This is a genomic window from Curtobacterium guangdongense, assembly GCF_049341845.1.
Lineage (GTDB): Bacteria > Actinomycetota > Actinomycetes > Actinomycetales > Microbacteriaceae > Curtobacterium > Curtobacterium guangdongense.
This window is the reverse complement of the sequence record NZ_JBMPIT010000010.1, coordinates 1-22,795: the sequence shown is the minus strand read 5'-3', so window position 1 is coordinate 22,795 and position 22,795 is coordinate 1. Positions and strand designations below refer to the sequence as shown.

Here is a 22,795-nt window from a genome sequence, read left to right as displayed (position 1 = left end):
TGACTGTGGAGAACCCGGCTAACGCCCCGTCACCGCTCGCCGGATCTGCTCGATCGGCACCTTGGGGGTGCGGTCGGCGTTCAGCAGCCCGTTCGTCTCCTGCATCGTGTCCGTCAGCTGCGTGTAGCAGGAGCCGGCGAGGAACGAACTCGCGCGGATCGCGTCGTACAGCGCGGTGATGCGGACGATCCAGTCGTCGCCGTCCGAGGCCGAGGTGTAGCCCCACCCGTCCTCGCGCTGCGCACCCGGCTGGTAGTTCACGCCGCCGAACTCCGTCAGCATCACCGGCTGACCGTGGTCTTCGGCGCCACCGACGAGCACCCAGCGGTCCGCCGGCCCCATCCCGTGGAACAGCTCCGTGCGTGCGGCGTCGTCGGCGTACCGGCGCGCGAGGCTCTCCCCGTTCCCGTCGTAGTCGTGGATGGTGATGATGTCGGAGTTCGTGTGCTCCCAGCCGTCGTTCGAGATGACCGGACGTGTCGGGTCGAGCGCCCGCGTGACGTCGGCGAGCGACCTGGCGTAGGCCTGCTGCGCCGGGTCGGTGTTGATGTGCTGGACGCCCCAGCTCTCGTTGGCCGGCACCCAGGTCACGATCGACGGGTGCGAGGCGTCGCGTTCGACGGCGTCCATCCACTCCCGCATCAGTCGCTGCACGGCACGGGGTGAGAACGCGTAGGCGCCGGGTGCCTCGCCCCAGACGAGCAGGCCGAGGCGGTCCGCCCAGAACAGGAACCGCGGGTCCTCGATCTTCTGGTGGTTGCGTGCGGCGGTGAAGCCGAGCTCCTTGATGAGCTCGACCTCGCGGCGGAGTGCCGCTCGCGACGGAGCGGCGATGTGCGAGTCCGGCCAGTAGCCCTGGTTCAGGACACTGCGGACGTCGTAGCTCCGGCCGTTGAGCACGAAGACGCCGCCGTCGACGCCGACCGTCCGCAGGCCGAAGTAGCTCGCCACCGTGTCGACCGTGGTGCCGGCCCGGTCGAGCAGCGTCACCGTGGCGTCGACCAGTCGCGGGGTCTCCGGCGTCCAGTGCAGCTCGTCCTCGGCCTGCCCGTTCGACTGCCGCGCGATCGGCACGACCACGTCGAACTCGTCCGCGGTGTCGCCGAGCGTCGCCTCGATGGTCGCGAGGTGCTCGTCACGCTCGTCCCACCACGCCTCGACGCGGATGCGGTCGCCGCCGGCCCGGACACCGGCGATGCGGACGGTCAGGCGGACGGTCTCGTGGTCGACGTTCGTCCAGCGGAGGGACTCGATCGACGCGGTCGGCACGGCTTCGAGCCAGACGGTCTGCCAGATCCCGGTGGTCCGGCGGTACCAGATGGCGTGCGGGTCCTCGTGCCAGTCCTGCTTGCCGCGTGGCTGGGTGAGGTCGTGCGGGTCGTCCTCGGCACGGACCACCAGGGTGTGCACGGCGTCGGCGTCACCGGCGAGGGCATCCGTCACGTCGAAGCCGAACGGCGTGTGGCCGCCCTCGTGGGATCCGACGAACGCACCGTCGATCCAGACCGAGGCGCGGTAGTCGACGGCGCCGAAGTGCAGCAGGAGCCGGGGGCTGCTCGTGCCGTACCCGGCGGCCTCGAGGTCGGACCGGGTGATCGTGCGGGAGTACCAGACCACCGGGTGGAAGCCCGGCTCGTCGATGCCGGACGCGACGGACTCCGGCGGGAACGGGACGACGATGTCCCTGGCGTCCGGGAAGCCCGCACGCCACGCGGTGTCGTCGCCGTCGTTGCGGAACGACCACGTCCCGTCGAGGTCGGCCCACTGTTCGCGGAGCATCTGCGGGCGGGGGTACGTGCCGTCCTGGCGACTGGCGAGGGGGAGGCCGTGCGTTGGCGTGCTGTTGGGTGCGGCGACGGTGCCGTCGAGCGTGCTCATGCGTCCATGGTGGACCAGTCCTACATCGTTGTAAACCGGCGAGCACCGATTGCCGAGACCATTCCGGGACGACTCAGCCGATCGCTGCGTCCCGCGTCAGCACCATGACGTCCATCCGACCCTGCTGCACGACCTCGCCGTGCTGGTTCCGCAGGGTGACCGTGCGCTCGACGATCCCCGTCGTGCCAGAGCTGGTCAGCCGGGTGGAGAGGATCTCGACCTCGCACGTGACCGTGTCCCCGATGAACACCGGGGCCGTGAACCGCCACTGGTCGATGCCGAGCAGGGCGACCGCCGATCCCTCGAAGACACCGGTGCGGGCGATCAGGCCGAGGCAGAGCGACGCGCCGAGCATGCCGTGCACCACGCGCTGGCCGTACCGGGTCCGAGCGGCGAACTCGACGTCGGTGTGCACCTGGTTGTTGTCGTTCGTCCACGAGGCGAACGACATGACGTCCGTCTCGGTGATCGTGCGACCCGGGGTGGTGAAGGTCTGTCCGGCGGCGAGGTCCTCGAGGTAGTGCGGCACCCGCTCATCTTCGCAGAGCCCGTGCCCGCGGCCGATCAGAGTCCCGCGAGGAGCCGACGCCCCTCCGTGATCCGCTGCTCGACCACCGCGCGCTCGGACGTCGCCAGCGCTCCGTACCCGAACGTGTCCTCGCCGTCGGCCGCAGCGTCGAGGGCGGCCTGCCGGTACGCATCCGCGGCGTGGGCGGCGTCGAGCGCGTCCCCGAGGGTCTCCTGGATCCGCCGGAGTCGTCCGAGCCGGCGCTTCCCCACATCCCCGAGCCCACCGGCGGCCTGCAGTGCGTACCGCAACCGACGTGCCGCCTTCCGGGTCTCGTGCAGGGACACGAGGTCGCCCGTGCTCCGGTCGAGGGTCTTCGCCAGCCGTGCGCGTTCCCGTTCGATCCGCGCGGTCACGAACGCCGAGGCGTCATCGCGGGCGTGCCCTCCCGTCGGCGCGGAGTCCACCAACCGGTCGAGGGCGTCGAGGGCATCGAACCACGCCGCTGTCCGGAGGGTCTGCCGGAGTTCCGCCGCGGACGTCGCCAGGACGTCCTCGAATCGCAAACCGAGTCGATCGAGCGTCCGGGCGTCGACGTAGCCGGCCGGGGTCCGTGCCGCGGATCGGAGCAGCCGGTCACGCAGGACCTCGGCGTCGCGGGCCGTCCCCGCCGTTCGACCGATCTGCGCGAGTGCGGCACGGAGCGTTTCGGTGGCGTCGCGGTCGAGGGCCCCGCGGAACGCCGCGAGCACACTGCGGGTCCGACGCAGGACCTTGCGGAACGCGTGCACCGCATCGCGCTCGTCGGCACGCACCAGGGGGTCGGCGGCGACGAGTTCGGCCCGGAACTCGACGAGCGTGTCCCGGACGAAGGCCGCCGCGGTCCCGGAACGCGGCAGGTGCGCCCGTGCGCTGGCCGGACGGCGCGCTGGTGCCAGGCGCGGCACCGGCCCGCGGTCGGATCGGCCGGGATCGTCCGCCGCGTCCGTCAGCGCTCGCTCGACCGAGCGTGCGATCGAGCCGGGGTGCCCGTCGTCGGTGAGCGCCCACCACCGGCCGCTCGTCACCAGCGTGGTGTCGGAGTCGCCTTCGTCGATGCGGACGTCGGCGACCTCGACGCGGACCTTCCCGTCCTTGCCGCGGACCACCACCAGGGTCGTCGTGGTGTCCCGGACCCGGACGGGTCGGACGGTGCGACCGCGGAGGAACACCTCCACCACGCCGCGCGGCACCCGAGGACCGTCGTCCGACGGCGCGGTCGCACCGTCGAGGTCGTCCGGGACAGGAGTCGGACCGTCGCCGCGGTCGATGGTCCAGGTGGGCGGTCCGTCCTCGGCACGCAGGAGCTCGATGCCCTCGAATGCGAGCACCCGGTCGTCGGTGTCCCAGACGGTCTCGCGCACGGTGACCGGGGGAGTCCGGTGCACCGCGTCCGAGTACGGGTCGATCGCGGGCAGTCGTCGGCCGTCCGGGATGCGCCAGGTGTGCCGCGGCTCGGCGAGGACGTCAGCGGCGGCGGGTGGTGAGGTCTCCATGCACGCCAGTGTCGTCCGCGGATCGGCGTCCGTGCGTCGGCATCCGCATCATGTGGACACCCCTGTCGAAGTCGCGCGTTGTGGAGGACCTGGGACGGCGACCCGAGCTCTCGCGTAGCCTCCTGACGCATGAGCGACGTCGCACAGTGGATGGCCCGCCAACGTTGGTACGCCGCGAAGGGCGGGACACCGAGCCTCCGGACGATCGCCCGGACGGACGACACCTCCGACGGTGCGCAGATCGCCACCCGGTTCGTGATCGACGACGCCCGGACCGGGGCCGTCCTGTACCAGGTCCCCACGACCGAGCACGCGCACGCGGTGACCGGTCTGGAGTACGCGCGCATCGACAGCGACGCAGCCCCCGACACCCCCGCGACCTACGACGGCCCCCACGACCCCGCCTACGCCCGCTGGCTCCTCGCGCAGATCGACGCCGGCGCCGAGTCCCTCACCCCCGTCGGCCCCGTCCAGAGCGCCCGGGTCCTCCGCGGTGAGCAGTCGAACACCTCGATCATCTGCGAGACCGAGCACAGCGGCACCGTCATCGTGAAGGTCTTCCGGGTGCTGCACCACGGCGACAACCCCGACGTCACCACCCAGCAGGCACTGTCCGCAGCCGGTTCCGCCCGCGTCCCGAAGGTCTTCGGCGCCCTCCATGGCGAGTGGCCGGACGTCGGACGCGCCGACGGTGTGGCGAGCGGCCACCTCGCCTTCGCGCAGGAGTTCCTCCCCGGCCTCGACGATGCCTGGCGGGTCGCGCTCGACGACGCACGCCGAGGCGACTCCTTCGCAGCGGGAGCCGACCGGCTCGGCGCCGCGCTCGCCGAAGTGCACGTGACCCTCGCGGGCGTGATGCCGACCGAGGCCGCGACCCCCGACCGCATCCGGACCGCGATCGACACCATGCACGCCCGGCTCGAGGCCGCCGCCGCCGAGGTGCCGGAGATCGCCGAGCACGCCGACGCCGTCCGGGCGGTCTACGCACGGGCCGCTGACGTGGCCTGGCCGCCACTCCAGCGGATCCACGGCGACCTGCACCTCGGCCAGGTGCTGTCCGCGCCGGAGCCGCGTGGGTGGGTGTTCCTCGACTTCGAGGGCGAGCCGCTCCGGCCGTTGCACGAACGCTCGCTCCCGGATGTCCCGCTCCGAGACGTCGCCGGCATGCTGCGCTCGTTCGACTACGTCGCCGGAGCCCTCGCGCACGACGACGACCCCGTCGATGCCGGGGCGTGGGCGCACGAGGCCCGCGCAGCGTTCCTCGATGGCTACGAACGAGGGATCGGCGTCGACCTCCGCGCACACCGCGAGGTCCTCGACGCCTTCGAGATCGACAAGGCCGTCTACGAGGTTGTCTACGAGGCGCGGAACCGCCCGACCTGGGTCGGCATCCCGGTGGCGGCCGTGACGCGCCTGGCGGCGCGCTCCGCGCACTGATCAGGAGCACACGACGGACGGGAGGCTCGTGGCGGCGCCGCCACGAGCCTCCCGTCCGTCAGGTCCTCAGTTGACGGGACCGGTGTACTTCTCGCCGGGACCGGCGCCCGGAGCGTCCGGGATGGCCGATGCCTCGCGGAAGGCGAGCTGCACCGAGCGGAGCCCGTCGCGCAGCGGACGGGCGTGGTGGTCGCCGATCTCGGTGGCGGCCGCGGTGACCAGGCCGGCCAGCGCGGTGATGAGCTTGCGCGCCTCGTCGAGGTCGGTCTGCTCCTGCGGGTCGTCCGCCAGCCCGACCTTCACGGCGGCGGCGCTCAGCAGGTGCACGGCCACCGTGTTGATCAACTCGACGGCGGGCACCTCCGAGATGTCCCGGGCGGCGTCGTCGGCGTCGTCGACGGGGATGTTGGGCGGGGTGTCGGTCACGGTGCTCCTCTGTTAGACTCTTCGCGGCAGATGCTGTCCGTGTGCCCGGAACGATTCGCGAGAACCAGACCGGACCGGCGGACAACATCACGAAGAGGAGTCACTCCCACCCGCGGCCACGAACCACCAGGCTACCGGGTCACCACCGCTCCGCCGAGCGCCAGCGTTCGGCAGTCCGGCACGACTGGCAGCGTCCAGTGGTGCAGGAGTCGGGCGGCTGCCGAACGGGTCCCGATCCGTGCGTCAGATCTCCTCTCGTGCCGTCGTCCAGGCAAACGCCCCGGACGGCCACCACTGATTGAAGGAGCTCCGCATTCCCGATCCCCGTACCAACGACCGAATCCGCGTCCCCGAGGTCCGTCTTGTCGGACCCCAGGGCGAGCAGGTCGGCGTTGTCCCCATCGCCGTCGCACTGCGCCTCGCGCAGGAAGCCGAGCTGGATCTGGTCGAGGTCGCGCCGAACTCGAAGCCGCCCGTGGCCAAGATCATGGACTACGGCAAGTTCAAGTACGAAGCCGCTCAGAAGGCCAAGGAAGCCCGTCGCAACCAGGTGAACACCGACCTGAAAGAGGTCCGTTTCCGCCTGAAGATCGACGTGCACGACTACGAGACGAAGCGCAAGCGCGCCGAGGGCTTCCTCCTCGGTGGCGACAAGGTGAAGGCGATGATCCTCTTCCGTGGTCGCGAGCAGTCGCGTCCGGAACAGGGTGTCCGACTCCTGCAGAAGTTCGCCGAGGAGATCGCCGAGTTCGGCGTCGTCGAATCGCGTCCGACGCAGGACGGCCGGAACATGACGATGATCATCGCTCCGCTCAAGAACAAGTCCGACGTCAAGGGCGAACAGAACGCCAAGCGCGCGGCCGAGAAGGCCGAGCGTCGTGCGTCGGAGCACGCCTCGAAGGCGAAGCCGGACGATGCGGCACCCGCCGAGTCGAAGGAAACGGCACCCGCCGAGTCCCCGGCCGAATAGGTCAGGGCCCACTCGGACTCACCAGACCGACCCCGCAACGAAGCGGCTCCCCATCCACCCCACGGAAAGGCACCACCATGCCCAAGCAGAAGACCCACTCCGGGTCGAAGAAGCGCTTCAAGGTCACCGGCACCGGCAAGATCATGAAGCAGCAGGCCGGTATGCGTCACAACCTCGAGGTCAAGTCCTCCAAGCGCAAGGCCCGCCTCAACGAGGACCAGGTCCTCGCCAAGGGTGACGCCAAGAACGTCAAGAAGCTCCTCGGCCACTGAGCCCCCGGATCGTAAAGGAATAGTGCAATGGCACGAGTAAAGAGAGCGGTCAACGCCGCCAAGAAGCGCCGCGTCATCCTCGAGCGCGCCGAGGGCTACCGCGGCCAGCGTTCGCGTCTGTACCGCAAGGCCAAGGAGCAGGTCACCCACTCCCTCGTCTACGCGTACCGCGACCGTCACGCGAAGAAGGGCGAGTTCCGTCGCCTCTGGATCCAGCGCATCAACGCTGCGTCCCGCGCCAACGGCCTGACCTACAACCGCCTCATCCAGGGTCTCAACCTGGCCGGCGTCGAGGTCGACCGTCGCATCCTCGCCGACCTCGCCGTGAACAACGCCGACACCTTCGCCGCGCTCGTCGAGACGGCCAAGAAGGCCCTGCCGGCCGACACCTCGGCCCCGAAGGCCGCAGCGTAGTCGTCACTGCCCTCACCGAAGCCCCCGTTCCGTCCGCGGAACGGGGGCTTCGTGCATGCTGCGACACTTGTGGCGTGACTGATCTCCTCGAGAACCCCCGTGCCGGCCGCGTCAAGGCCGTCGCCGCCCTGTCCAAGAAGGACCAGCGTGCCGAGACGGGCCTGTTCCTGCTCGAGGGGCCGCAGGCCGTCCGCGAAGCGATCGAGTACGCGCCGGAGCTCCTCCGCGAGCTCTACGTCACCCCCACAGCGGCCGAGCGGTACGACCTGCACGACGCGCCGGTGGACACCTGGTTCGTCACCGAGCAGGTGCTCGCCGCGATGGCCGACACGGTCACCCCGCAGGGCGTCGTCGCGGTCTGCCAGCAGTTCCCGACGTCGGTCCGGCAGGTCTTCCCCGACCCCGGTGCGACCGGACTGGAGGCTCGGGTCGACCCCGCCACGAACCGTCCGTTGCCGGGACTGGTCGCGATCCTCGAAGAGGTGCGGGACCCGGGGAACGCCGGCACCATCATCCGCGCCGCCGACTCCGCCGGCGCCGACGCGGTCGTCCTGACCGGCCGCAGCGTCGACCCGTACAACCCGAAGGTGGTCCGCTCGACGACCGGTTCCCTCTTCCACGTGCCGGTGTCGGTCGGTGTCTCGCTCGTCGACGCCGTGTCCCGTGCTCGTGCGCTCGGGTACACGATCCTGGCCGCCGACGTCTCGGGTGACGACCTCCCGCAGGTCCGCGCGGAGGGGTTGCTGGACGGACCGACCGCCTGGGTCTTCGGGAACGAGGCCCGCGGACTCACCGCCGAGGACCTGGCGCTCGTCGACCGGGCCGTCAAGGTCCCGATCTACGGTGCGGCCGAGTCGATGAACCTCGCCACCGCGGCGTCGGTCTGCCTGTACGAGTCGGCGTTCGCGCTCCGGACGGCCTAGTCCTCCTCAGTCGCTCTGGCCGCCGTTCTGTTCACGGCCCGTGCACGACAGAACGGCGGTATCCCAGGGGCCGGTAGGATCGGTTGCTGTGTCAGAACCTCTCGAGATCAGCGAATCGGCGGTCGCCGACGCGGTCGACGCGGCCCTCGCCGCAGTCCGCGCCGCGACGACGGTCGCCGAACTGAAGCAGGCCAGGGCCGAGCACACGGGCGAACAGTCCGTGCTCGCGCGCATGAACGCCTCGATGCGCAGTGTGCCGCCGGAGCAGAAGGCCCAGGCCGGCAAGCTCGTCGGGCAGGCGCGGGGCCGTGTGAACGGTGCCGTCGCCGAGCAGGAGTCCGTGCTCGCCGAAGCCGAAGAGCGCGCGCGGCTCGAGGCCGAACGCGTCGACGTGACCGCGCTGCCGTCGACCCGCACACCGGGCTCCCGTCACCCGCTCTCGCTCCTCAACGAAGCCGTCGCGGACATCTTCGTCGGCATGGGGTGGGAAGTCGCAGAGGGCCCGGAGCTCGAGCACGAGTGGTTCAACTTCGACGCGCTGAACTTCGACGAGGACCACCCCGCGCGGGCCATGGCCGACACGATCTTCGTCGAGCCCGTCGACCGGCACCTCGTGATGCGCACGCACACCTCTCCGGTGCAGGTGCGGTCGTTGCTGTCGCGCGAACTGCCGCTCTACGTCATCGCTCCCGGGCGCGTGTACCGCGCGGACGAGCTCGACGCGACACACCTGCCCGTGTTCACCCAGGTCGAGGGCATCGCGATCGACAAGGGCCTGACGATGGCGCACCTCCGTGGCACGCTGGAGCACTTCGCGCGCCAGGTGTTCGGCGCCGAGGCACAGATCCGTCTGCGTCCGAACTACTTCCCGTTCACCGAGCCGTCCGCCGAGATGGACGTCTGGCAGCCGAACGCCAAGGGTGGCGCACGGTGGGTCGAGTGGGGCGGCTGCGGCATGGTCAACCCCAACGTCCTGCGCTCCGCCGGCATCGACCCCGACGAGTACCAGGGCTTCGCCTTCGGCATGGGCATCGAGCGGACCCTGCAGTTCCGCAACGGCCTGAACGACATGCGTGACTTCCTCGAGGGCGACCTCCGCTTCTCGCAGCAGTTCGGAACGGTGGTCTGATGCGCGTCCCACTCCGCTGGCTCGGTGAGTCGGTCGACCTCCCCGAGGACGTCACCCTCGAGCACGTCCACGCGGCGCTCGTGTCGGTCGGCTTCGAAGAAGAAGCGGTCCACACGTTCGACCTGACCGGACCCGTCGTGGTCGGTCGGGTGCTCGAGCGCGTCCCGGAGCCGCAGAAGAACGGCAAGACCATCAACTGGTGCCAGGTGGACGTCGGCGAGGCCGAGCCCCGTGGCATCGTCTGCGGCGCGCACAACTTCGACGTGGGCGACCTCGTCGTCGTCACGCTCCCCGGAGCCGTGCTCCCCGGACCGTTCCCGATCGCCGCGCGCAAGACCTACGGCCACGTGTCCGACGGCATGATCGCCTCGGCGCGCGAACTCGGACTCGGCGACGAGCACGACGGCATCCTGCGTTTCGCCGACCTCGGGATGGAGCCGCAGGTCGGGCAGGACGCGATCGCGCTGCTCGGCCTCGACGACGCCGCCGTCGAGATCAACGTGACGCCGGATCGCGGGTACGCCCTGAGCATGCGCGGGGTCGCACGTGAGTACGCGCACGCCACCGGTGCCTCGTTCCACGACCCGGTCGACCGCGTCGCTCCCCGTAGCGGCGAGGGTTTCACGGTGTCGATCTCCGACGACGCCCCGATCCGCGGCCGCGTCGGTGCGAGCACGTTCGTGACCCGGGTGGTCCGCGGCGTCGACGCCACCCGACCGACACCGGCCTGGATGGTGTCACGTCTGGCACTCGCCGGGGTGCGCTCGATCTCGCTGCCCGTCGACATCACGAACTACGTCATGTTCGAGCTCGGCCAGCCGCTGCACGGGTACGACCTGTCGACGGTCGTCGGCGGGCTCGGCGTCCGTCGCGCGGCCGCGGGGGAGACCCTGACCACGCTCGACGACGTCACCAGGAAGCTCGACCCGGAAGACCTCGTCATCACCGACGACCAGGGCCCCGTCGGCCTCGCCGGGGTGATGGGCGGCGCCCGCACCGAGATCACGGCGTCGACAACCGACGTCCTGATCGAGGCAGCCGGCTTCGACCAGGTCTCGATCGCACGCACCGCGCGTCGCCACAAGCTCCCGAGCGAGGCGTCCCGTCGGTTCGAGCGCGGTGTCGATCCGCTCGTCGCCGAGGCCGCTGCCAACCGTGCGGTCGAGCTCCTCGTCGAGGTCGCCGGCGGCACGGCGGACGCCCTCGGATCGACGCTCGTCGACGACGCCGCGCGCCAGCCGATCACGATGCGACTCGCGCGCGCCGAGGAACTCATCGGCGTCACCTACACCGACGCCGAGGTCATCGACACGCTGCGTGCGATCGGCGCCTCGGTGGAGGCCGACGGCGAGCAGCTCGTCGTCACGGCACCCACCTGGCGCCCGGACCTCACCGACGACACCACGCTGGTGGAAGAGGTCGCTCGCATCGTCGGGTACGACCGCATCCCGAGCGTCCTGCCCGTCGCCCCCCCCGGGCGTGGCCTCACGACGCACCAGAAGGCACTCCGTCGCGTCGCCGCAGCCCTCGCTGCCGACGGCCTCGTCGAGGTCGTCACGGCACCGTTCGTCTCCGCCGCGACGACTGCCGCCTACCCGGGGATCGACCCGGCCGGCGGACCGAGCGTGGTCCTCGCGAACGCCCTCGACAGCGAGCAGAGCCTCCTCCGCCGGAGCGGTCTGCCCGCCCTCGTGGACGTGGCCCGCCGCAACGTGTCGCGCGGGCTCGTCGACGTCGCCGTGTACGAGACCTCACGTGTGTTCCTGCCGGCGGACGGCGCCGAGCTCGGCACCCCCTCGGTCCCGGCGGGCGCCGCGCACCCCGGTGCGGAGACCCTCGGCGCGCTCGACGCCGCACTGCCGGCGCAGCCGTTCCACGTGTCAGCGCTCCTCACCGGGAACCGCGTCGTCAAGCAGCCCGGCGTCCAGCCGGAGCCGTTCGGCATCGCGGACGCCCTCGACGTCGCACGCACCGCGGCGTGGGCGGCCGGCACCGAGCTCACGGTGGCCCAGACCACCCACCCGTCGTTGCACCCCGGCCGAGCGGCGTCGCTCCTCGTCGGGGACGTCGTCGTCGGCGTCGCGGGGGAGCTCCTGCCCGAGCTGACCGCCGCAGCAGACCTGCCCCGGGTCGTCGCGGTCGTCGAGCTCGACCTCGACGCACTCGTCGCGGCCGTGCCCGAGATCCCCGCCGTCGCACCGATCGTGACGTACCCGGCGGCGACCCAGGACCTCTCGTTGGTGGTCGGCATCGACGTGCCGGCGGGCGATGTGCTCGACGTCGTCCGGACTGGTGCCGGAGAGCTCTTGGAGTATGCTCGCCTCGTGGACGACTACCGGGGCTCCGGCGTGGACGAGGGACAGAAGTCCCTGACGTTCGCGCTGCGCTTCCGTGCCACGGACCGCACCCTGACCGCTGCCGAGGCCTCCGAGGCCCGTGACGGCGCCGTCCGACGTGCCGGCGAGCGATTCGGGGCGACCCTGCGCGACTGATCCCACTGGGACCAGCACCGCCCGGGGCCGCCGCCTCCGATCTCTCGACGAACAGTCCGACCTAAGGTGGAATCCCATGTCCGTATCCGTCGCCGTGGCGGGAGCCAGCGGCTACGCGGGCGGTGAGTTGCTGCGCATCCTCTCCGCACATCCCGAGTTCGACGTCAGGACGGTGACGGCGTTCTCGAACGCCGGACAGCCGCTCATCGCGACGCAGCCGCACCTCCGCTCGCTGTCGCACCTGACGCTGGTCGAGACGACGGCGGAGAACCTCCGCGGGCACGACGTGGTGTTCCTGGCGCTGCCGCACGGACAGTCCGGCGCGATCACGGCGGAGCTCGACGCGGACACGCTCGTCGTCGACTGCGGCGCCGACCACCGGCTGACGGACCCGGCGGCCTGGGAAGCGTTCTACGGCGGCGACTACTTCGGCGCGTGGACGTACGGGCTGCCGGAACTCCTGCACGCGGCGCCGAAGCCGGGGTCGGCGGAGGAATGGCGCGACGTCGACGACATCGTCGCGCAGGGTCGGCAGCGGGTCGAGCTCGCGAACACCAAGCGGATCGCCGTGCCCGGGTGCAACGTCACCGCGGTCACGCTCGGCATCCAGCCGGGCATCCAGGCCGGTCTCGTCCACGCGGACGACATCGTGGCCGTGCTCAGCGTCGGGCCGTCGGGGGCCGGCAAGAAGCTCGCGACGACCTACCTCGCGTCGGAGATCATGGGATCCGCCAGCGCGTACGCCGTCGGCGGGAAGCACCGGCACATCCCGGAGATCCAGCAGAACCTGCGTGCAGCAGGGGCCTCGGACGTGACCATCTCGTTCACGCCGGTCCTCGTGCCGATGTCCCGCGGCATCCTCGCGACGACGACCGCCAAGCTCGCGACCGGCGTCACCGCACGTGACGTCCGCCTCGCCTGGGAGCAGGCGTACGCCGACGAGCCCTTCGTGCACCTGCTGCCGGATGGCGAGTTCCCGCGGGTGGCGGACACCATCGGTGCCAACACCGCGCTCGTCGGCATCGCCGTCGACGAAGCCGCCGGCCGCGTCGTCGCGGTCAGCGTCCTCGACAACCTCGCCAAGGGGACCGGCGGCGCCGCGGTGCAGTCGGCGAACATCGCCCTCGGCCTGCCGGAGACACTCGGCCTCAGCGTGGACGGAGTCGCACCATGACGGACGCAAGCACGTCGGACGCAAGCAAGCAGGGCCAGGCCGAACCGAGCCTCCAGGCCGGGTCGGACCTGCAGGGCGTGACCGCTGCTGCCGGCTTCCGCGCCGCCGGCGCGACCGCCGGACTCAAGGCGAGCGGGACGCCGGACGTGGCACTCGTCGTGAACGACGGGCCGGAATCGGCCGTCGCCGCGGTCTTCACCAGCAACCGCGCGCAGGCCCACCCGGTGATCTGGTCCCGCCAGGTCGTCGGCGACGGCATCGCGAAGGCGGTCTTCCTCAACTCCGGCGGCGCGAACTGCTTCACCGGACCGTTCGGGTTCCAGACCACCCACATGACCGCAGAGGCGGTCGGCGAGTCGCTCGGGATCGGTGCCGGCGACGTCGTCGTCTGCTCGACCGGGTTGATCGGCGTCGGTGACCAGACGTTCCGCGACCACGTGCTGCACGGTGTCGCGCTCACGAAGGACGCCCTGACGGAGACCGGCGGCCCTGATGCCGCGACCGCGATCATGACGACCGACACGAAGGCGAAGCAGGCGGTCGCCACGGAAGACGGCTGGACCGTCGGCGGCATGGCCAAGGGCGCCGGGATGCTCGCACCGGGCCTCGCGACGATGCTCGTCGTCATCACGACCGACGCGCTCCTCGGCTCCGAGGAACTCGACCAGGCGCTCCGTGCGGCGACGCGCGTCACCTTCGACCGCGTCGACTCCGACGGCTGCATGTCGACCAACGACACCGTCGTGCTCATGTCGTCCGGCGCCTCGGGCGTGACGCCGGAGGTCGGCGACTTCCAGGAAGCCCTGACCGCGGTCTGCGCCGACCTCGCTCGGCAGCTCCAGCAGGACGCCGAGGGCGCGAGCCACGACATCGCGATCCACGTGGTCGGCGCCGCCAGCGAGGACGACGCCGTCACGGTCGGCCGGAGCGTCGCCCGGAACAACCTCTTCAAGGCCGCGGTGTTCGGCAACGACCCCAACTGGGGCCGGGTGCTCGCGGCGATCGGCACGACCGACGCCGAGTTCGACCCGTACGCGGTCGACGTCTCGATGAACGGCGTCCGGGTCTGCCACGCCGGCGCCCCCGACCGCCCGAGCGACGAGGTCGACCTGACCCCGCGTGACACCGACGTGCTCATCGACCTCGGGGTGGGACCGTTCGCGGCGACCATCCTGACGAACGACCTGACGCACGACTACGTCCACGAGAACAGCGCGTACTCCAGCTGATGGCCGACGACAGCATCCTCTCGAAGGAAGAAGAGCACGAGCTCGCGACCGTCAAGGCCGCGACCCTCATCGAGTCCCTGCCGTGGCTCAAGCGGTTCTCGGGCAAGATCGTCGTCGTCAAGTTCGGCGGCAACGCGATGGTGAACGCCGACCTCAAGCGGGCGTTCGCCGAGGACATGGTCTACCTCCGCTACGCCGGGCTGCACCCCGTCGTCGTGCACGGCGGCGGCCCGCAGATCTCCGCGGCGCTCAAGGAACAGGGCATCCAGTCCGAGTTCCGGGGTGGCTACCGCGTGACGACGACCGAGGCGATCACCGTCGTCCGTGACGTCCTCGCCGGAGAGGTCAACCGCGAGATCGTCGACCTGATGAACGAGCACGGCGACGGCATCGGCGTCGGGGTGTTCGGCGACGGCGGGTCGCTGTTCACGGGCGAGAAGAAGGGCGTCGTCGTGGACGGCGAGCACTTCGACCTCGGCCACGTCGGCGACATCACGCACGTCGACCCGTCCGGGGTGCTCGCCGCGATCCGCGCGAACCAGATCCCGGTCGTGTCGAGCATCGCGATCGACGACGCCCACCCGGACCAGGCGCTCAACGTGAACGCCGACGCAGCAGCGGCAGCGCTCGCGATCGCCCTCGGCGCGTCGAAGCTCATGATGCTGACCGACGTCCCCGGGCTGTACCGCAACTGGCCCGACCGCGACTCGATCATCGACCTCATCGCGGTCGAGGAACTCCGCGAGCTGCTGCCGACGCTCGAGTCGGGGATGATCCCGAAGATGACCGCATGCCTGGACGCCGTGGTCGGCGGGGTCGGCGGCGCGACGATCATCGACGGCCGGATCCCGCACTCGATCCTCCTCGAGGTGTTCACGCTCCGTGGTGCGGGCACCGAGGTGATCCCGGACCCGAGCCGACGAACCGAGAACCAGAACACCCACGCCGAGATCGGCCGACGCGGCCCGGCAGTGACGCACGACACGACGAAGGGACACGCACGGTGAGCACCGAGACGCAGACCGAGACCTGGAACGACCGGTTCGGGGCGTCGCTGATGCGATCCCTGACCCCGCCGAAGGTCATGCTCGAGCGTGGGCAGGGCTGCCGCGTGTGGGACGTCGACGGCAACGAGTACCTCGACTTCCTCGCCGGCATCGCGGTGAACTCCCTCGGGCACGCCCACCCCGTGCTCGTCGAGGCGATCGCCGACCAGGCCGCCAAGCTGGTGCACGTCTCGAACTACTTCGCCACGCCGCCGCAGCTCGAGCTCGCCGAGCGCCTCAAGCGCATCACCGGCGCCGGTGACGCGGGCCGCGTGTACTTCGGCAACTCCGGTGCAGAAGCGAACGAGGCAGCGTTCAAGCTCGCCCGGCTCAACAAGGGCGCCGACGGTCGGAAGACCCGGATCCTCGCGCTCAAGCAGGGGTTCCACGGCCGGACGATGGGTGCGCTCGCGCTCACCGGCAAGCCCGCCCTGCAGGAGGACTTCCTGCCGATGATCCCGGGGGTCGACCACGTCGACACCACGATCGAGGCGCTCGAGCACGCGATCGACGACACCGTCGCAGCGCTCATCCTCGAGCCGATCAAGGGCGAGGCCGGCGTCGTCGACCTGCCCGACGGGTTCCTCGCCGCCGCTCGTCGTCTGACCGAGGAGCACGGTGCGCTGCTGATCCTCGACGAGATCCAGACCGGTGTCGGCCGGACGGGTTCGTGGTTCGCGTTCCAGCACCTCGGGGTCGTCCCCGATGCGATCACCATCGCGAAGGGCATCGCGGGCGGGTTCCCGATCGGGGCCCTCGTGACCTTCGGTCGCGCATCCGAGCTCTTCTCCGCCGGGCAGCACGGTTCGACCTTCGGCGGCAACCCGCTCGGCACCCGTGTCGCGAACGCGGTCCTCGGCGAGATCGAGGACGCCGGCCTGGTCGACGCCGCCCTGGTCAAGGGGGAGCGGATCCGTGCGGGCATCGCCGCGATCGGCTCGCCGCTGGTCGAGGAGATCCGCGGTCGCGGCCTGCTCATCGGGGTCGGGCTGCACCGCCCGGTCGCCGCCGCCATCTCGGCCGCCGCACTCGAGCGGGGTCTCATCGTGAACGCCCCCAACGAGGCGAGCCTGCGCATCGCGCCGCCGCTCATCGTGTCCGACGCCGAGATCGACGAGTTCCTGTCGATCCTCGCCCAGAGCATGGCGGCCGTCGAGGGCGCCGACCAGGAGACCTCCGCATGACCCGCCACTTCCTCCGTGACGACGACCTCTCGCAGGCCGAGCAGTCCGCCATCCTCGACCTCGCGGTCGGGATGAAGCGCGACCGCTGGGGTGCGAAGCCGCTCGCGGGCCCGCAGAGCGTCGCGGTGATCTTCGACAAGTCGTCGACGCGTACCCGGGTGTCCTTCCACGTCGGGATCAGCGACCTGGGCGGCAGCCCGCTCATCATCTCGACGGCCAACAGCCAGCTCGGCGGCAAGGAGACCCCGTCCGACACGGCCCGCGTGCTCGAGCGCATGGTGTCGGCCATCGTCTGGCGCACGTACGGTCAGGCCGGGCTCGAGGAGATGGCGGAAGGGACCACGGTCCCCGTCGTCAACGCCCTGTCCGACGACTTCCACCCGTGCCAGCTGCTCGCCGACCTCCTGACGATCCGTGAGCACCGCGGTGCACTCGCCGGACAAACGGTCGCCTTCGTCGGCGACGGCGCGAGCAACATGGCGCAGTCGTACCTGCTCGCCGGGGCGACCGCGGGCATGCACGTCCGTGTCGGTTCCCCGGCTGCGTTCTCGCCGGCCGCTGACGTCGTGTCGGACGCCGAACGCCGGGCTGCCGAGACCGGTGGGTCGGTGCTCGTGGTGGCGGACCCGGTCGCCGCCGTGGCCGGTGCGGACGTCGTCGTGACGGACACCTGGGTGTCGATGGGCAAGGAGGACGAGAAGCAGCAGCGTCTCGACACCTTCAACGGCTACCGCGTCGACGACGCGATGATGGCGCACGCCGCGGACGACGCCGTGTTCATGCACTGCCTGCCGGCCGACCGTGGGTACGAGGTCACCGCCGACGTGATCGACGGACCGCGCAGCATCATCTGGGACGAGGCGGAGAACCGCCTGCACGCCCAGAAGGCCCTCCTCGCCTGGCTCCTCGCCGCGAACACGGCGACCGCCGCGAACCCGGCGACCGCCGCGAGCACGGCGACCGCCGCGAGCACGGCGCCCGCCGCGAGCACGGCGCCCGCCGCGAGCACGGGCGCCTAGGAGCACCCGTGGCTGACCGCGTCGTCCTGGCCTACTCCGGCGGACTCGACACGTCCGTCGGCATCGGCTGGCTGCGCGAGGCCACCGGCAAGGACGTGGTGGCGCTGACGGTCGACGTCGGTCAGGGCGGCGACGACCTGCAGACCGTCCGCCAACGCGCCCTGGACTGCGGCGCGGTGGAGGCCGTCGTCATCGACGCGAAGGACGAGTTCGCCGACGAGTACGTCGTGCCCGCGATCAAGGCGAACGCGCTCTACCAGAAGCGGTACCCACTGGTCTCCGCCCTGAGTCGCCCGCTCATCGCGAAGCACCTCGCAGCCACGGCGAAGCAGCTCGGGGCGGACACCGTCGCGCACGGCTGCTCCGGGAAGGGCAACGACCAGGTCCGCTTCGAGGCGGCAGTGGCCGCGATCGCTCCCGAGCTGACGTCGATCGCCCCGGTCCGTGACCTCGCGCTGACCAGGGACGAGGCGATCGCCTACGCAGAAGCGCACGGTCTCCCGATCCGGCACCGCAGCGACTCGGTCGACCAGAACGTGTGGGGTCGCGCGGTGGAGGCCGGCTCCCTCGAGGACCCGTGGACGGCCCCGACCGAGGACCTCTACGCGTCCACGCAGGACCCGACGCTCCCGCGGGACCCGGACGAGGTCACGATCACGTTCGAGCGGGGCGTCCCGGTCGCCATCGACGGCCAGCGCTTCAGCGTGCTGCGCATCGTCCAGGAACTGAACGCGCTGGCCGGTCGGCACGGCGTCGGTCGCATCGACGTCCTCGAAGACCGCCTCGTGGGCATCAAGTCGCGCGAGGTGTACGAGGCCCCCGCGGCGACCGCACTCATCGTCGCGCACGAGGAACTCGAGAGCCTGACCCTCGAACGTGACGTCGCCCGCTACAAGCGTCGGGTCGAGGCCGACTGGGCCGAGCTGGTCTACGACGGGCTCTGGTTCGGGGGCCTCAAGCGGGGTCTCGACGCGTTCATCGACCACAGCCAGCAGCACGTGTCCGGGGACGTCCGACTGCAGCTCCACGGTGGCCGCGCGACCGTCACGGGGCGCCGCTCCGAGCAGAGCCTCTACGACTTCGAGCTCGCGACGAACGACACGGGCGACACCTTCGACCGGCACCAGGCGAAGGGCTTCATCGACATCTGGTCGCTCCCGAGCCGCATCGCGGCCCGCCGCGACCGCGCCAACTGAACACCGCGCGGCGACCGCGCCGCACCCGCCGCGACCGCGCCAACTGACCCAACGGAAGACGACATGACGGACCAGACGAACGCCAAGACCGACGCCACGAACACCGGCGCCCTGTGGGGCGCCCGCTTCGCCGACGGCCCGAGCGCCGAACTCGCCGCCCTGTCGAAGTCGACGCACTTCGACTGGCAGCTCGCGCCGTACGACATCGCCGGTTCACGGGCCCACGCCCGCGCCCTGCAGACGGCCGGGTACCTGACCGCCGACGAACTCGAGCAGATGCTCGCGGGCCTCGACCGCCTGGAGCACGCCCACGCCACGGGCGAGCTGCAGCCCGCCGACAGCGACGAGGACGTCCACGGCGCGCTGGAACGCCTGCTCATCGCGGACCTCGGCCCCGAGCTCGGCGGCAAGCTCCGCGCCGGTCGCAGCCGGAACGACCAGATCGCCACCCTCGGCCGGATGCACATGCTCGACCACGGGCGCCGCATCGGCCGCCTGGTGATCGACCTGGTCGACGCGATCAGCCAGCAGGCGAGCGAGCACCCGGCGGCGATCATGCCGGGCCGCACGCACCTGCAGCACGCCCAGCCCGTCCTCCTCGCGCACCACCTCCTCGCGCACGCCTGGCCGCTGGTGCGCGACCTCGAGCGACTCCGCGACTGGTCCACCCGCGCGAGCGTCAGCCCGTACGGCGCCGGCGCCCTCGCCGGCAGCTCGCTCGGACTCGACCCCGCGGCGATCGCCCGCGAACTCGGGTTCGACCGCCCGGCGGAGAACTCGATCGACGCCACCGCTGCCCGCGACACCGTCGCGGAGTTCGCGTTCGTCCTGGCGCAGATCGGCATCGACGTTTCTCGGCTCGCCGAAGAGGTCATCCTCTGGAACACGAAGGAGTTCGGCTTCGTGCGGTTGCACGACGCGTTCTCCACCGGGTCGAGCATCATGCCGCAGAAGAAGAACCCGGACATCGCCGAACTGGCGCGCGGCAAGTCCGGCCGGCTCGTCGGCAACCTGACCGGCCTCCTGACGACGCTGAAGGGTCTGCCGCTCGCGTACAACCGCGACCTGCAGGAGGACAAGGAGCCCGTCTTCGACTCGGTCGCCACGCTCGAGGTCCTGCTGCCGGCGTTCACCGGCATGATCGCGACGCTGACCTTCGACACCGACCGCATGGCCGAGCTGGCCCCGCAGGGGTTCTCGCTCGCGACCGACGTCGCCGAGTGGCTCGTCCGCCAGGGCGTCCCGTTCCGCGACGCGCACGAGATCTCGGGCTCCCTGGTCCGGTACTGCGAGGAACGCGGGATCGAGCTCGACGACCCATCCGATGACGAGTACCTCGCCGTCTCCGAGCACCTCACCCCTGGAGTCCGCGCGGTCCTCACGATCGAAGGCAGCACGTCGTCCCGCTCGGGCGTCGGCGGGACCGCCCCCGATCGCGTGGCCGAACAGCTCACGGGTCTGACGCAGCGTGTGCACGACCTGGCGAGCGGGGCGCCCTTCACCCGATGACGGCGGGCCTCCTCGCGCTCCTGGCGGAGCCGGCGCCGGTGAGCGCGCCGGCTCTGCTCGGTGCGACGCTCACGGGCAAGGGCGTGACGATCCGCGTCACCGAGGTCGAGGCGTACTCCGGCCCGACCGACCCCGGCTCGCACGGGCACCGCGGGCTGACCGAGCGGAACAGGCATCTGTTCGGCCCGCCCGGGACGCTGTACGCGTACCGGTCGTACGGCATCCACACGTGCGTCAACGTGGTGAGCGGCCCGGCCGGGACGTCCTCGGGATCGCTCCTCCGTGGTGCCGAGGTGGTCGAGGGCGTCGACATCGCCCGCGAACGGCGGGGCCCCTCGGTCTCGGACGTCCAGCTGGCTCGTGGACCCGGCAACCTCGGCAGTGCGATCGGTGCGGTCCTCGACGCGGACGACGGCACCTCCGTCGCCGACGGTCGCGGCCCGTACGTGCTCGCCCTGGCACCCGGCCTGGAGGCTCGGCTCGCCTCCGACGGACCCGCTGCGGTCCTCGCGTGGCTGGCTGCAGAGCCCGGGATCGCACGCGGTCCGCGGACCGGGGTCGCCGGCGTCGCCGGCGGCGCTGCCTTCCCCTGGCGGTTCTGGCTGCCCGGCGAGCCGACGGTCTCGACGTACCGACGGCACCAGCGCGCCCTCGACTAGCGGACCTGCACCGAGCCTCCAGTGCGCCGTGTCCGTCACCGGCCGCCGCTACGATGGCCGGGTGTCCAGTGATACCGCTCCCGATGTCCTGACGCGCCAGCAGAACGACCCCACCTTCGCCTCGGTGTGGGACGAACTGCGCTGGCGTGGTCTGGTGCACGTCTCGACCGACGAGACCGCACTCAAAGAGGCCCTCGACGGCGAGCCGATCACCTATTACTGCGGCTTCGACCCGACGGCTCCGTCACTGCACTGCGGCAACCTGCTCCAGCTGCTGACGATGCGGCGGCTGCAGCTCGCGGGGCACAAACCCCTTGCGCTCGTGGGCGGTTCGACCGGCCTGATCGGTGATCCGCGTCCCACGGCGGAGCGCACCCTGAACACCCGCGAGACCGTGTCCGAGTGGGTGTCCCGCTTGCAGGAGCAGGTGTCGCGGTTCCTCAGCCCGGATGGCGACAACGGCGTGCGCCTCGTGAACAACCTCGACTGGACGTCGCCGATGTCCGCGATCGACTTCCTCCGCGACATCGGGAAGTACTTCCGCGTCAACTCGATGCTCAAGAAGGACGCGGTCGCTGCCCGGCTCAACTCGGACGCCGGGATCAGCTACACGGAGTTCAGCTACCAGATCCTGCAGGGGATGGACTACCGCGAGCTGTTCCGGCAGTACGGCTGCACGCTGCAGACGGGCGGCTCCGACCAGTGGGGCAACCTGACCTCGGGGACGGAGCTCATCCGTCGAGCCGAAGGTGCCACGGTGCACGCGATGGGGACGCCCCTCATCACGAACTCCGACGGCACGAAGTTCGGCAAGAGCGAGGGCAACGCCATCTGGCTCGACGCCGACATGACCTCGCCGTACGCGCTCTACCAGTTCTGGCTCAACACGGCGGATGCGGACGTGATCGCACGGCTCCGGGAGTTCACCTTCCTGACCAGGGCCGAGATCGAACGGCTCGAGCAGGCGGTGGCCGATGAACCATTCCGGCGTGAGGCCCAGCGGACCCTGGCGTTCGAGGTGACGTCGATCGTGCACGGTGTCCCGGCGACGCAGGCGGCGATCGATGCCTCGGCAGCGCTGTTCGGCAACGGTGACCTCGAGGCGCTGGACGAACCCACGCTCCGGTCCGCCATCGCGGAACTCCCCGGGTCGATCTCGCTCGCACCGGAAGCCGATCTGGCGAAGGCGCTCGTCGAGACCGAGCTGGTGAAGTCCCTCGGCGAAGCCCGCCGCGCGATCGACCAGGGCGGCGTCTACGTGAACAACGCCCGAGCGGAGGACCCGGCGGCCCCGCTGTCCGAGCTCGCCCTGCCCGGGGGAGTGCTCGTGCTCCGTCGTGGCAAGAAGACCCTCGCCGGCGTGACCCTCGTCAGCTGATCCACCGTTCGCGCAGAAGCCCGGTCCCACCAGTGTGGGACCGGGCTTTCGTGCGTCCCGGGTGCCGTGTTGCACGATGCGACACGCCCGGGATGTGGCCCGTCTTGGCGCACCCGTCCAGCGCTGCGTATAGTTCTTACTCGTCACCCCAAAGGTGCGGCGGAGCGGCTGGAGCGAAAGCCCAGAGCACGTCGGCCCTCAAGCGGGACCATCCTCCACTGAAGTTCAGCTCCGGCCTTGCGCTGGACGGCTTCGACGCCTAGGATGACTACTCCACCGGTTCTCTCCCCTCGGGGATGAGCCCACTGGACTTCGAGTCCGACGACACCGGTGGTCAAACCAAGAACGAATGCCTCTCTGGCGGAACCTCTTTCGGGGTCGAGCGGGGAGTGCGTCTGGTCCTTGAGAACTCAACAG

At 70.9% G+C, this 22,795-nt stretch carries 20 protein-coding genes; 16 read left to right on the top strand and 4 right to left on the bottom strand.

Annotated elements, in window-relative coordinates; genetic code table 11:
- Positions 1-18 precede the first annotated feature (18 nt).
- The 3 genes from ACO0E1_RS15670 to ACO0E1_RS15660 all read right to left on the bottom strand — a co-directional run bounded on the left by ACO0E1_RS15670 (position 19) and on the right by ACO0E1_RS15660 (position 3,921).
- Entirely contained in the window at positions 19-1,878 is a 1,860-nt protein-coding gene (locus ACO0E1_RS15670) for a glycoside hydrolase family 2 protein (protein WP_422875019.1), read from the bottom strand.
- A gap of 73 nt (positions 1,879-1,951) precedes the next feature.
- Positions 1,952-2,407 (bottom strand): MaoC/PaaZ C-terminal domain-containing protein, encoded by a 456-nt coding sequence (locus ACO0E1_RS15665; RefSeq protein ID WP_422875018.1) that lies wholly within the window; start codon positions 2,405-2,407, stop codon positions 1,952-1,954.
- A gap of 35 nt (positions 2,408-2,442) precedes the next feature.
- Complete coding sequence (locus ACO0E1_RS15660; RefSeq protein WP_422875017.1) at positions 2,443-3,921, bottom strand: CHAD domain-containing protein; 1,479 nt, start codon at positions 3,919-3,921, stop codon at positions 2,443-2,445.
- A 129-nt stretch (positions 3,922-4,050) separates the two neighbouring features.
- Between ACO0E1_RS15660 and ACO0E1_RS15655 the strand changes: the two genes are divergently transcribed.
- Positions 4,051-5,358: a maltokinase N-terminal cap-like domain-containing protein gene (locus ACO0E1_RS15655; RefSeq protein WP_422875016.1), complete on the top strand. Its 1,308-nt coding sequence runs from the start codon at positions 4,051-4,053 to the stop codon at positions 5,356-5,358.
- 66 nt (positions 5,359-5,424) lie between these two features.
- On the opposite strand, the gene ACO0E1_RS15650 is transcribed toward ACO0E1_RS15655, so the two are convergent.
- A complete protein-coding gene (locus ACO0E1_RS15650; protein WP_281265756.1) occupies positions 5,425-5,784 on the bottom strand; it encodes a DUF1844 domain-containing protein in 360 nt (119 codons plus the stop codon).
- 298 nt (positions 5,785-6,082) lie between these two features.
- Between ACO0E1_RS15650 and infC the strand changes: the two genes are divergently transcribed.
- The 15 genes from infC to tyrS all read left to right on the top strand — a co-directional run bounded on the left by infC (position 6,083) and on the right by tyrS (position 22,378).
- Positions 6,083-6,754 (top strand): translation initiation factor IF-3, encoded by a 672-nt coding sequence (infC, locus tag ACO0E1_RS15645; protein WP_281265755.1) that lies wholly within the window; start codon positions 6,083-6,085, stop codon positions 6,752-6,754.
- 77 nt (positions 6,755-6,831) lie between these two features.
- Positions 6,832-7,026 carry a 50S ribosomal protein L35 gene (gene rpmI, locus ACO0E1_RS15640; protein WP_071298709.1) on the top strand — a complete coding sequence of 65 codons (195 nt, stop codon included), beginning with the start codon at positions 6,832-6,834 and terminating at the stop codon, positions 7,024-7,026.
- Between the two features lie 27 nt (positions 7,027-7,053).
- A complete protein-coding gene (gene rplT / locus ACO0E1_RS15635) occupies positions 7,054-7,440 on the top strand; it encodes a 50S ribosomal protein L20 (protein ID WP_243562817.1) in 387 nt (128 codons plus the stop codon).
- Between the two features lie 74 nt (positions 7,441-7,514).
- On the top strand, positions 7,515-8,363 hold the full coding sequence (locus ACO0E1_RS15630) for a TrmH family RNA methyltransferase (protein ID WP_422875015.1): 849 nt from the start codon (positions 7,515-7,517) through the stop codon (positions 8,361-8,363).
- Positions 8,364-8,451: 88 nt separating this feature from the next.
- Positions 8,452-9,492: a phenylalanine--tRNA ligase subunit alpha gene (gene pheS / locus ACO0E1_RS15625; protein ID WP_413600983.1), complete on the top strand. Its 1,041-nt coding sequence runs from the start codon at positions 8,452-8,454 to the stop codon at positions 9,490-9,492.
- Entirely contained in the window at positions 9,492-11,984 is a 2,493-nt protein-coding gene (gene pheT, locus ACO0E1_RS15620) for a phenylalanine--tRNA ligase subunit beta (RefSeq protein WP_422875014.1), read from the top strand. The genes pheS and pheT overlap by 1 nt, the downstream gene beginning before the upstream one ends.
- A gap of 76 nt (positions 11,985-12,060) precedes the next feature.
- Positions 12,061-13,158: an N-acetyl-gamma-glutamyl-phosphate reductase gene (locus ACO0E1_RS15615; protein ID WP_422875013.1), complete on the top strand. Its 1,098-nt coding sequence runs from the start codon at positions 12,061-12,063 to the stop codon at positions 13,156-13,158.
- Positions 13,155-14,387, top strand: a complete 1,233-nt coding sequence (argJ, locus tag ACO0E1_RS15610; protein WP_422875012.1) for a bifunctional glutamate N-acetyltransferase/amino-acid acetyltransferase ArgJ — start codon at positions 13,155-13,157, stop codon at positions 14,385-14,387. The genes ACO0E1_RS15615 and argJ overlap by 4 nt, the downstream gene beginning before the upstream one ends.
- A complete protein-coding gene (gene argB, locus ACO0E1_RS15605) occupies positions 14,387-15,394 on the top strand; it encodes an acetylglutamate kinase (protein ID WP_422875011.1) in 1,008 nt (335 codons plus the stop codon). The genes argJ and argB overlap by 1 nt, the downstream gene beginning before the upstream one ends.
- Positions 15,391-16,617: an acetylornithine transaminase gene (locus tag ACO0E1_RS15600; protein ID WP_422875010.1), complete on the top strand. Its 1,227-nt coding sequence runs from the start codon at positions 15,391-15,393 to the stop codon at positions 16,615-16,617. The genes argB and ACO0E1_RS15600 overlap by 4 nt, the downstream gene beginning before the upstream one ends.
- On the top strand, positions 16,614-17,636 hold the full coding sequence (gene argF / locus ACO0E1_RS15595; protein ID WP_422875009.1) for an ornithine carbamoyltransferase: 1,023 nt from the start codon (positions 16,614-16,616) through the stop codon (positions 17,634-17,636). Before ACO0E1_RS15600 ends, argF begins: the two co-directional genes overlap by 4 nt.
- An 8-nt stretch (positions 17,637-17,644) precedes the next feature.
- A complete protein-coding gene (locus tag ACO0E1_RS15590) occupies positions 17,645-18,832 on the top strand; it encodes an argininosuccinate synthase (RefSeq protein ID WP_422875008.1) in 1,188 nt (395 codons plus the stop codon).
- Between the two features lie 63 nt (positions 18,833-18,895).
- Positions 18,896-20,341 (top strand): argininosuccinate lyase, encoded by a 1,446-nt coding sequence (argH, locus tag ACO0E1_RS15585; protein WP_422875007.1) that lies wholly within the window; start codon positions 18,896-18,898, stop codon positions 20,339-20,341.
- Positions 20,338-21,000 carry a DNA-3-methyladenine glycosylase gene (locus ACO0E1_RS15580; RefSeq protein WP_422875006.1) on the top strand — a complete coding sequence of 221 codons (663 nt, stop codon included), beginning with the start codon at positions 20,338-20,340 and terminating at the stop codon, positions 20,998-21,000. The genes argH and ACO0E1_RS15580 overlap by 4 nt, the downstream gene beginning before the upstream one ends.
- Before the next feature lie 61 nt (positions 21,001-21,061).
- A complete protein-coding gene (gene tyrS / locus ACO0E1_RS15575; RefSeq protein ID WP_422875005.1) occupies positions 21,062-22,378 on the top strand; it encodes a tyrosine--tRNA ligase in 1,317 nt (438 codons plus the stop codon).
- The last annotated feature ends 417 nt before the right edge of the window (positions 22,379-22,795 follow it).

Bases quoted from the DNA above. Each gene is read 5' to 3' on its own strand.
- ACO0E1_RS15670 (WP_422875019.1), bottom strand. From the start codon at position 1,878: ATGAGCACGCTCGACGGCACCGTCGCCGCACCCAACAGCACGCCAACG.
- ACO0E1_RS15660 (WP_422875017.1), bottom strand. From the start codon at position 3,921: ATGGAGACCTCACCACCCGCCGCCGCTGACGTCCTCGCCGAGCCGCGG.
- ACO0E1_RS15655 (WP_422875016.1), top strand. From the start codon at position 4,051: ATGAGCGACGTCGCACAGTGGATGGCCCGCCAACGTTGGTACGCCGCG.
- rpmI (WP_071298709.1), top strand. From the start codon at position 6,832: ATGCCCAAGCAGAAGACCCACTCCGGGTCGAAGAAGCGCTTCAAGGTC.
- rplT (WP_243562817.1), top strand. From the start codon at position 7,054: ATGGCACGAGTAAAGAGAGCGGTCAACGCCGCCAAGAAGCGCCGCGTC.
- pheT (WP_422875014.1), top strand. From the start codon at position 9,492: ATGCGCGTCCCACTCCGCTGGCTCGGTGAGTCGGTCGACCTCCCCGAG.
- ACO0E1_RS15615 (WP_422875013.1), top strand. From the start codon at position 12,061: ATGTCCGTATCCGTCGCCGTGGCGGGAGCCAGCGGCTACGCGGGCGGT.
- argJ (WP_422875012.1), top strand. From the start codon at position 13,155: ATGACGGACGCAAGCACGTCGGACGCAAGCAAGCAGGGCCAGGCCGAA.
- argB (WP_422875011.1), top strand. From the start codon at position 14,387: ATGGCCGACGACAGCATCCTCTCGAAGGAAGAAGAGCACGAGCTCGCG.
- argF (WP_422875009.1), top strand. From the start codon at position 16,614: ATGACCCGCCACTTCCTCCGTGACGACGACCTCTCGCAGGCCGAGCAG.
- argH (WP_422875007.1), top strand. From the start codon at position 18,896: ATGACGGACCAGACGAACGCCAAGACCGACGCCACGAACACCGGCGCC.
- ACO0E1_RS15580 (WP_422875006.1), top strand. From the start codon at position 20,338: ATGACGGCGGGCCTCCTCGCGCTCCTGGCGGAGCCGGCGCCGGTGAGC.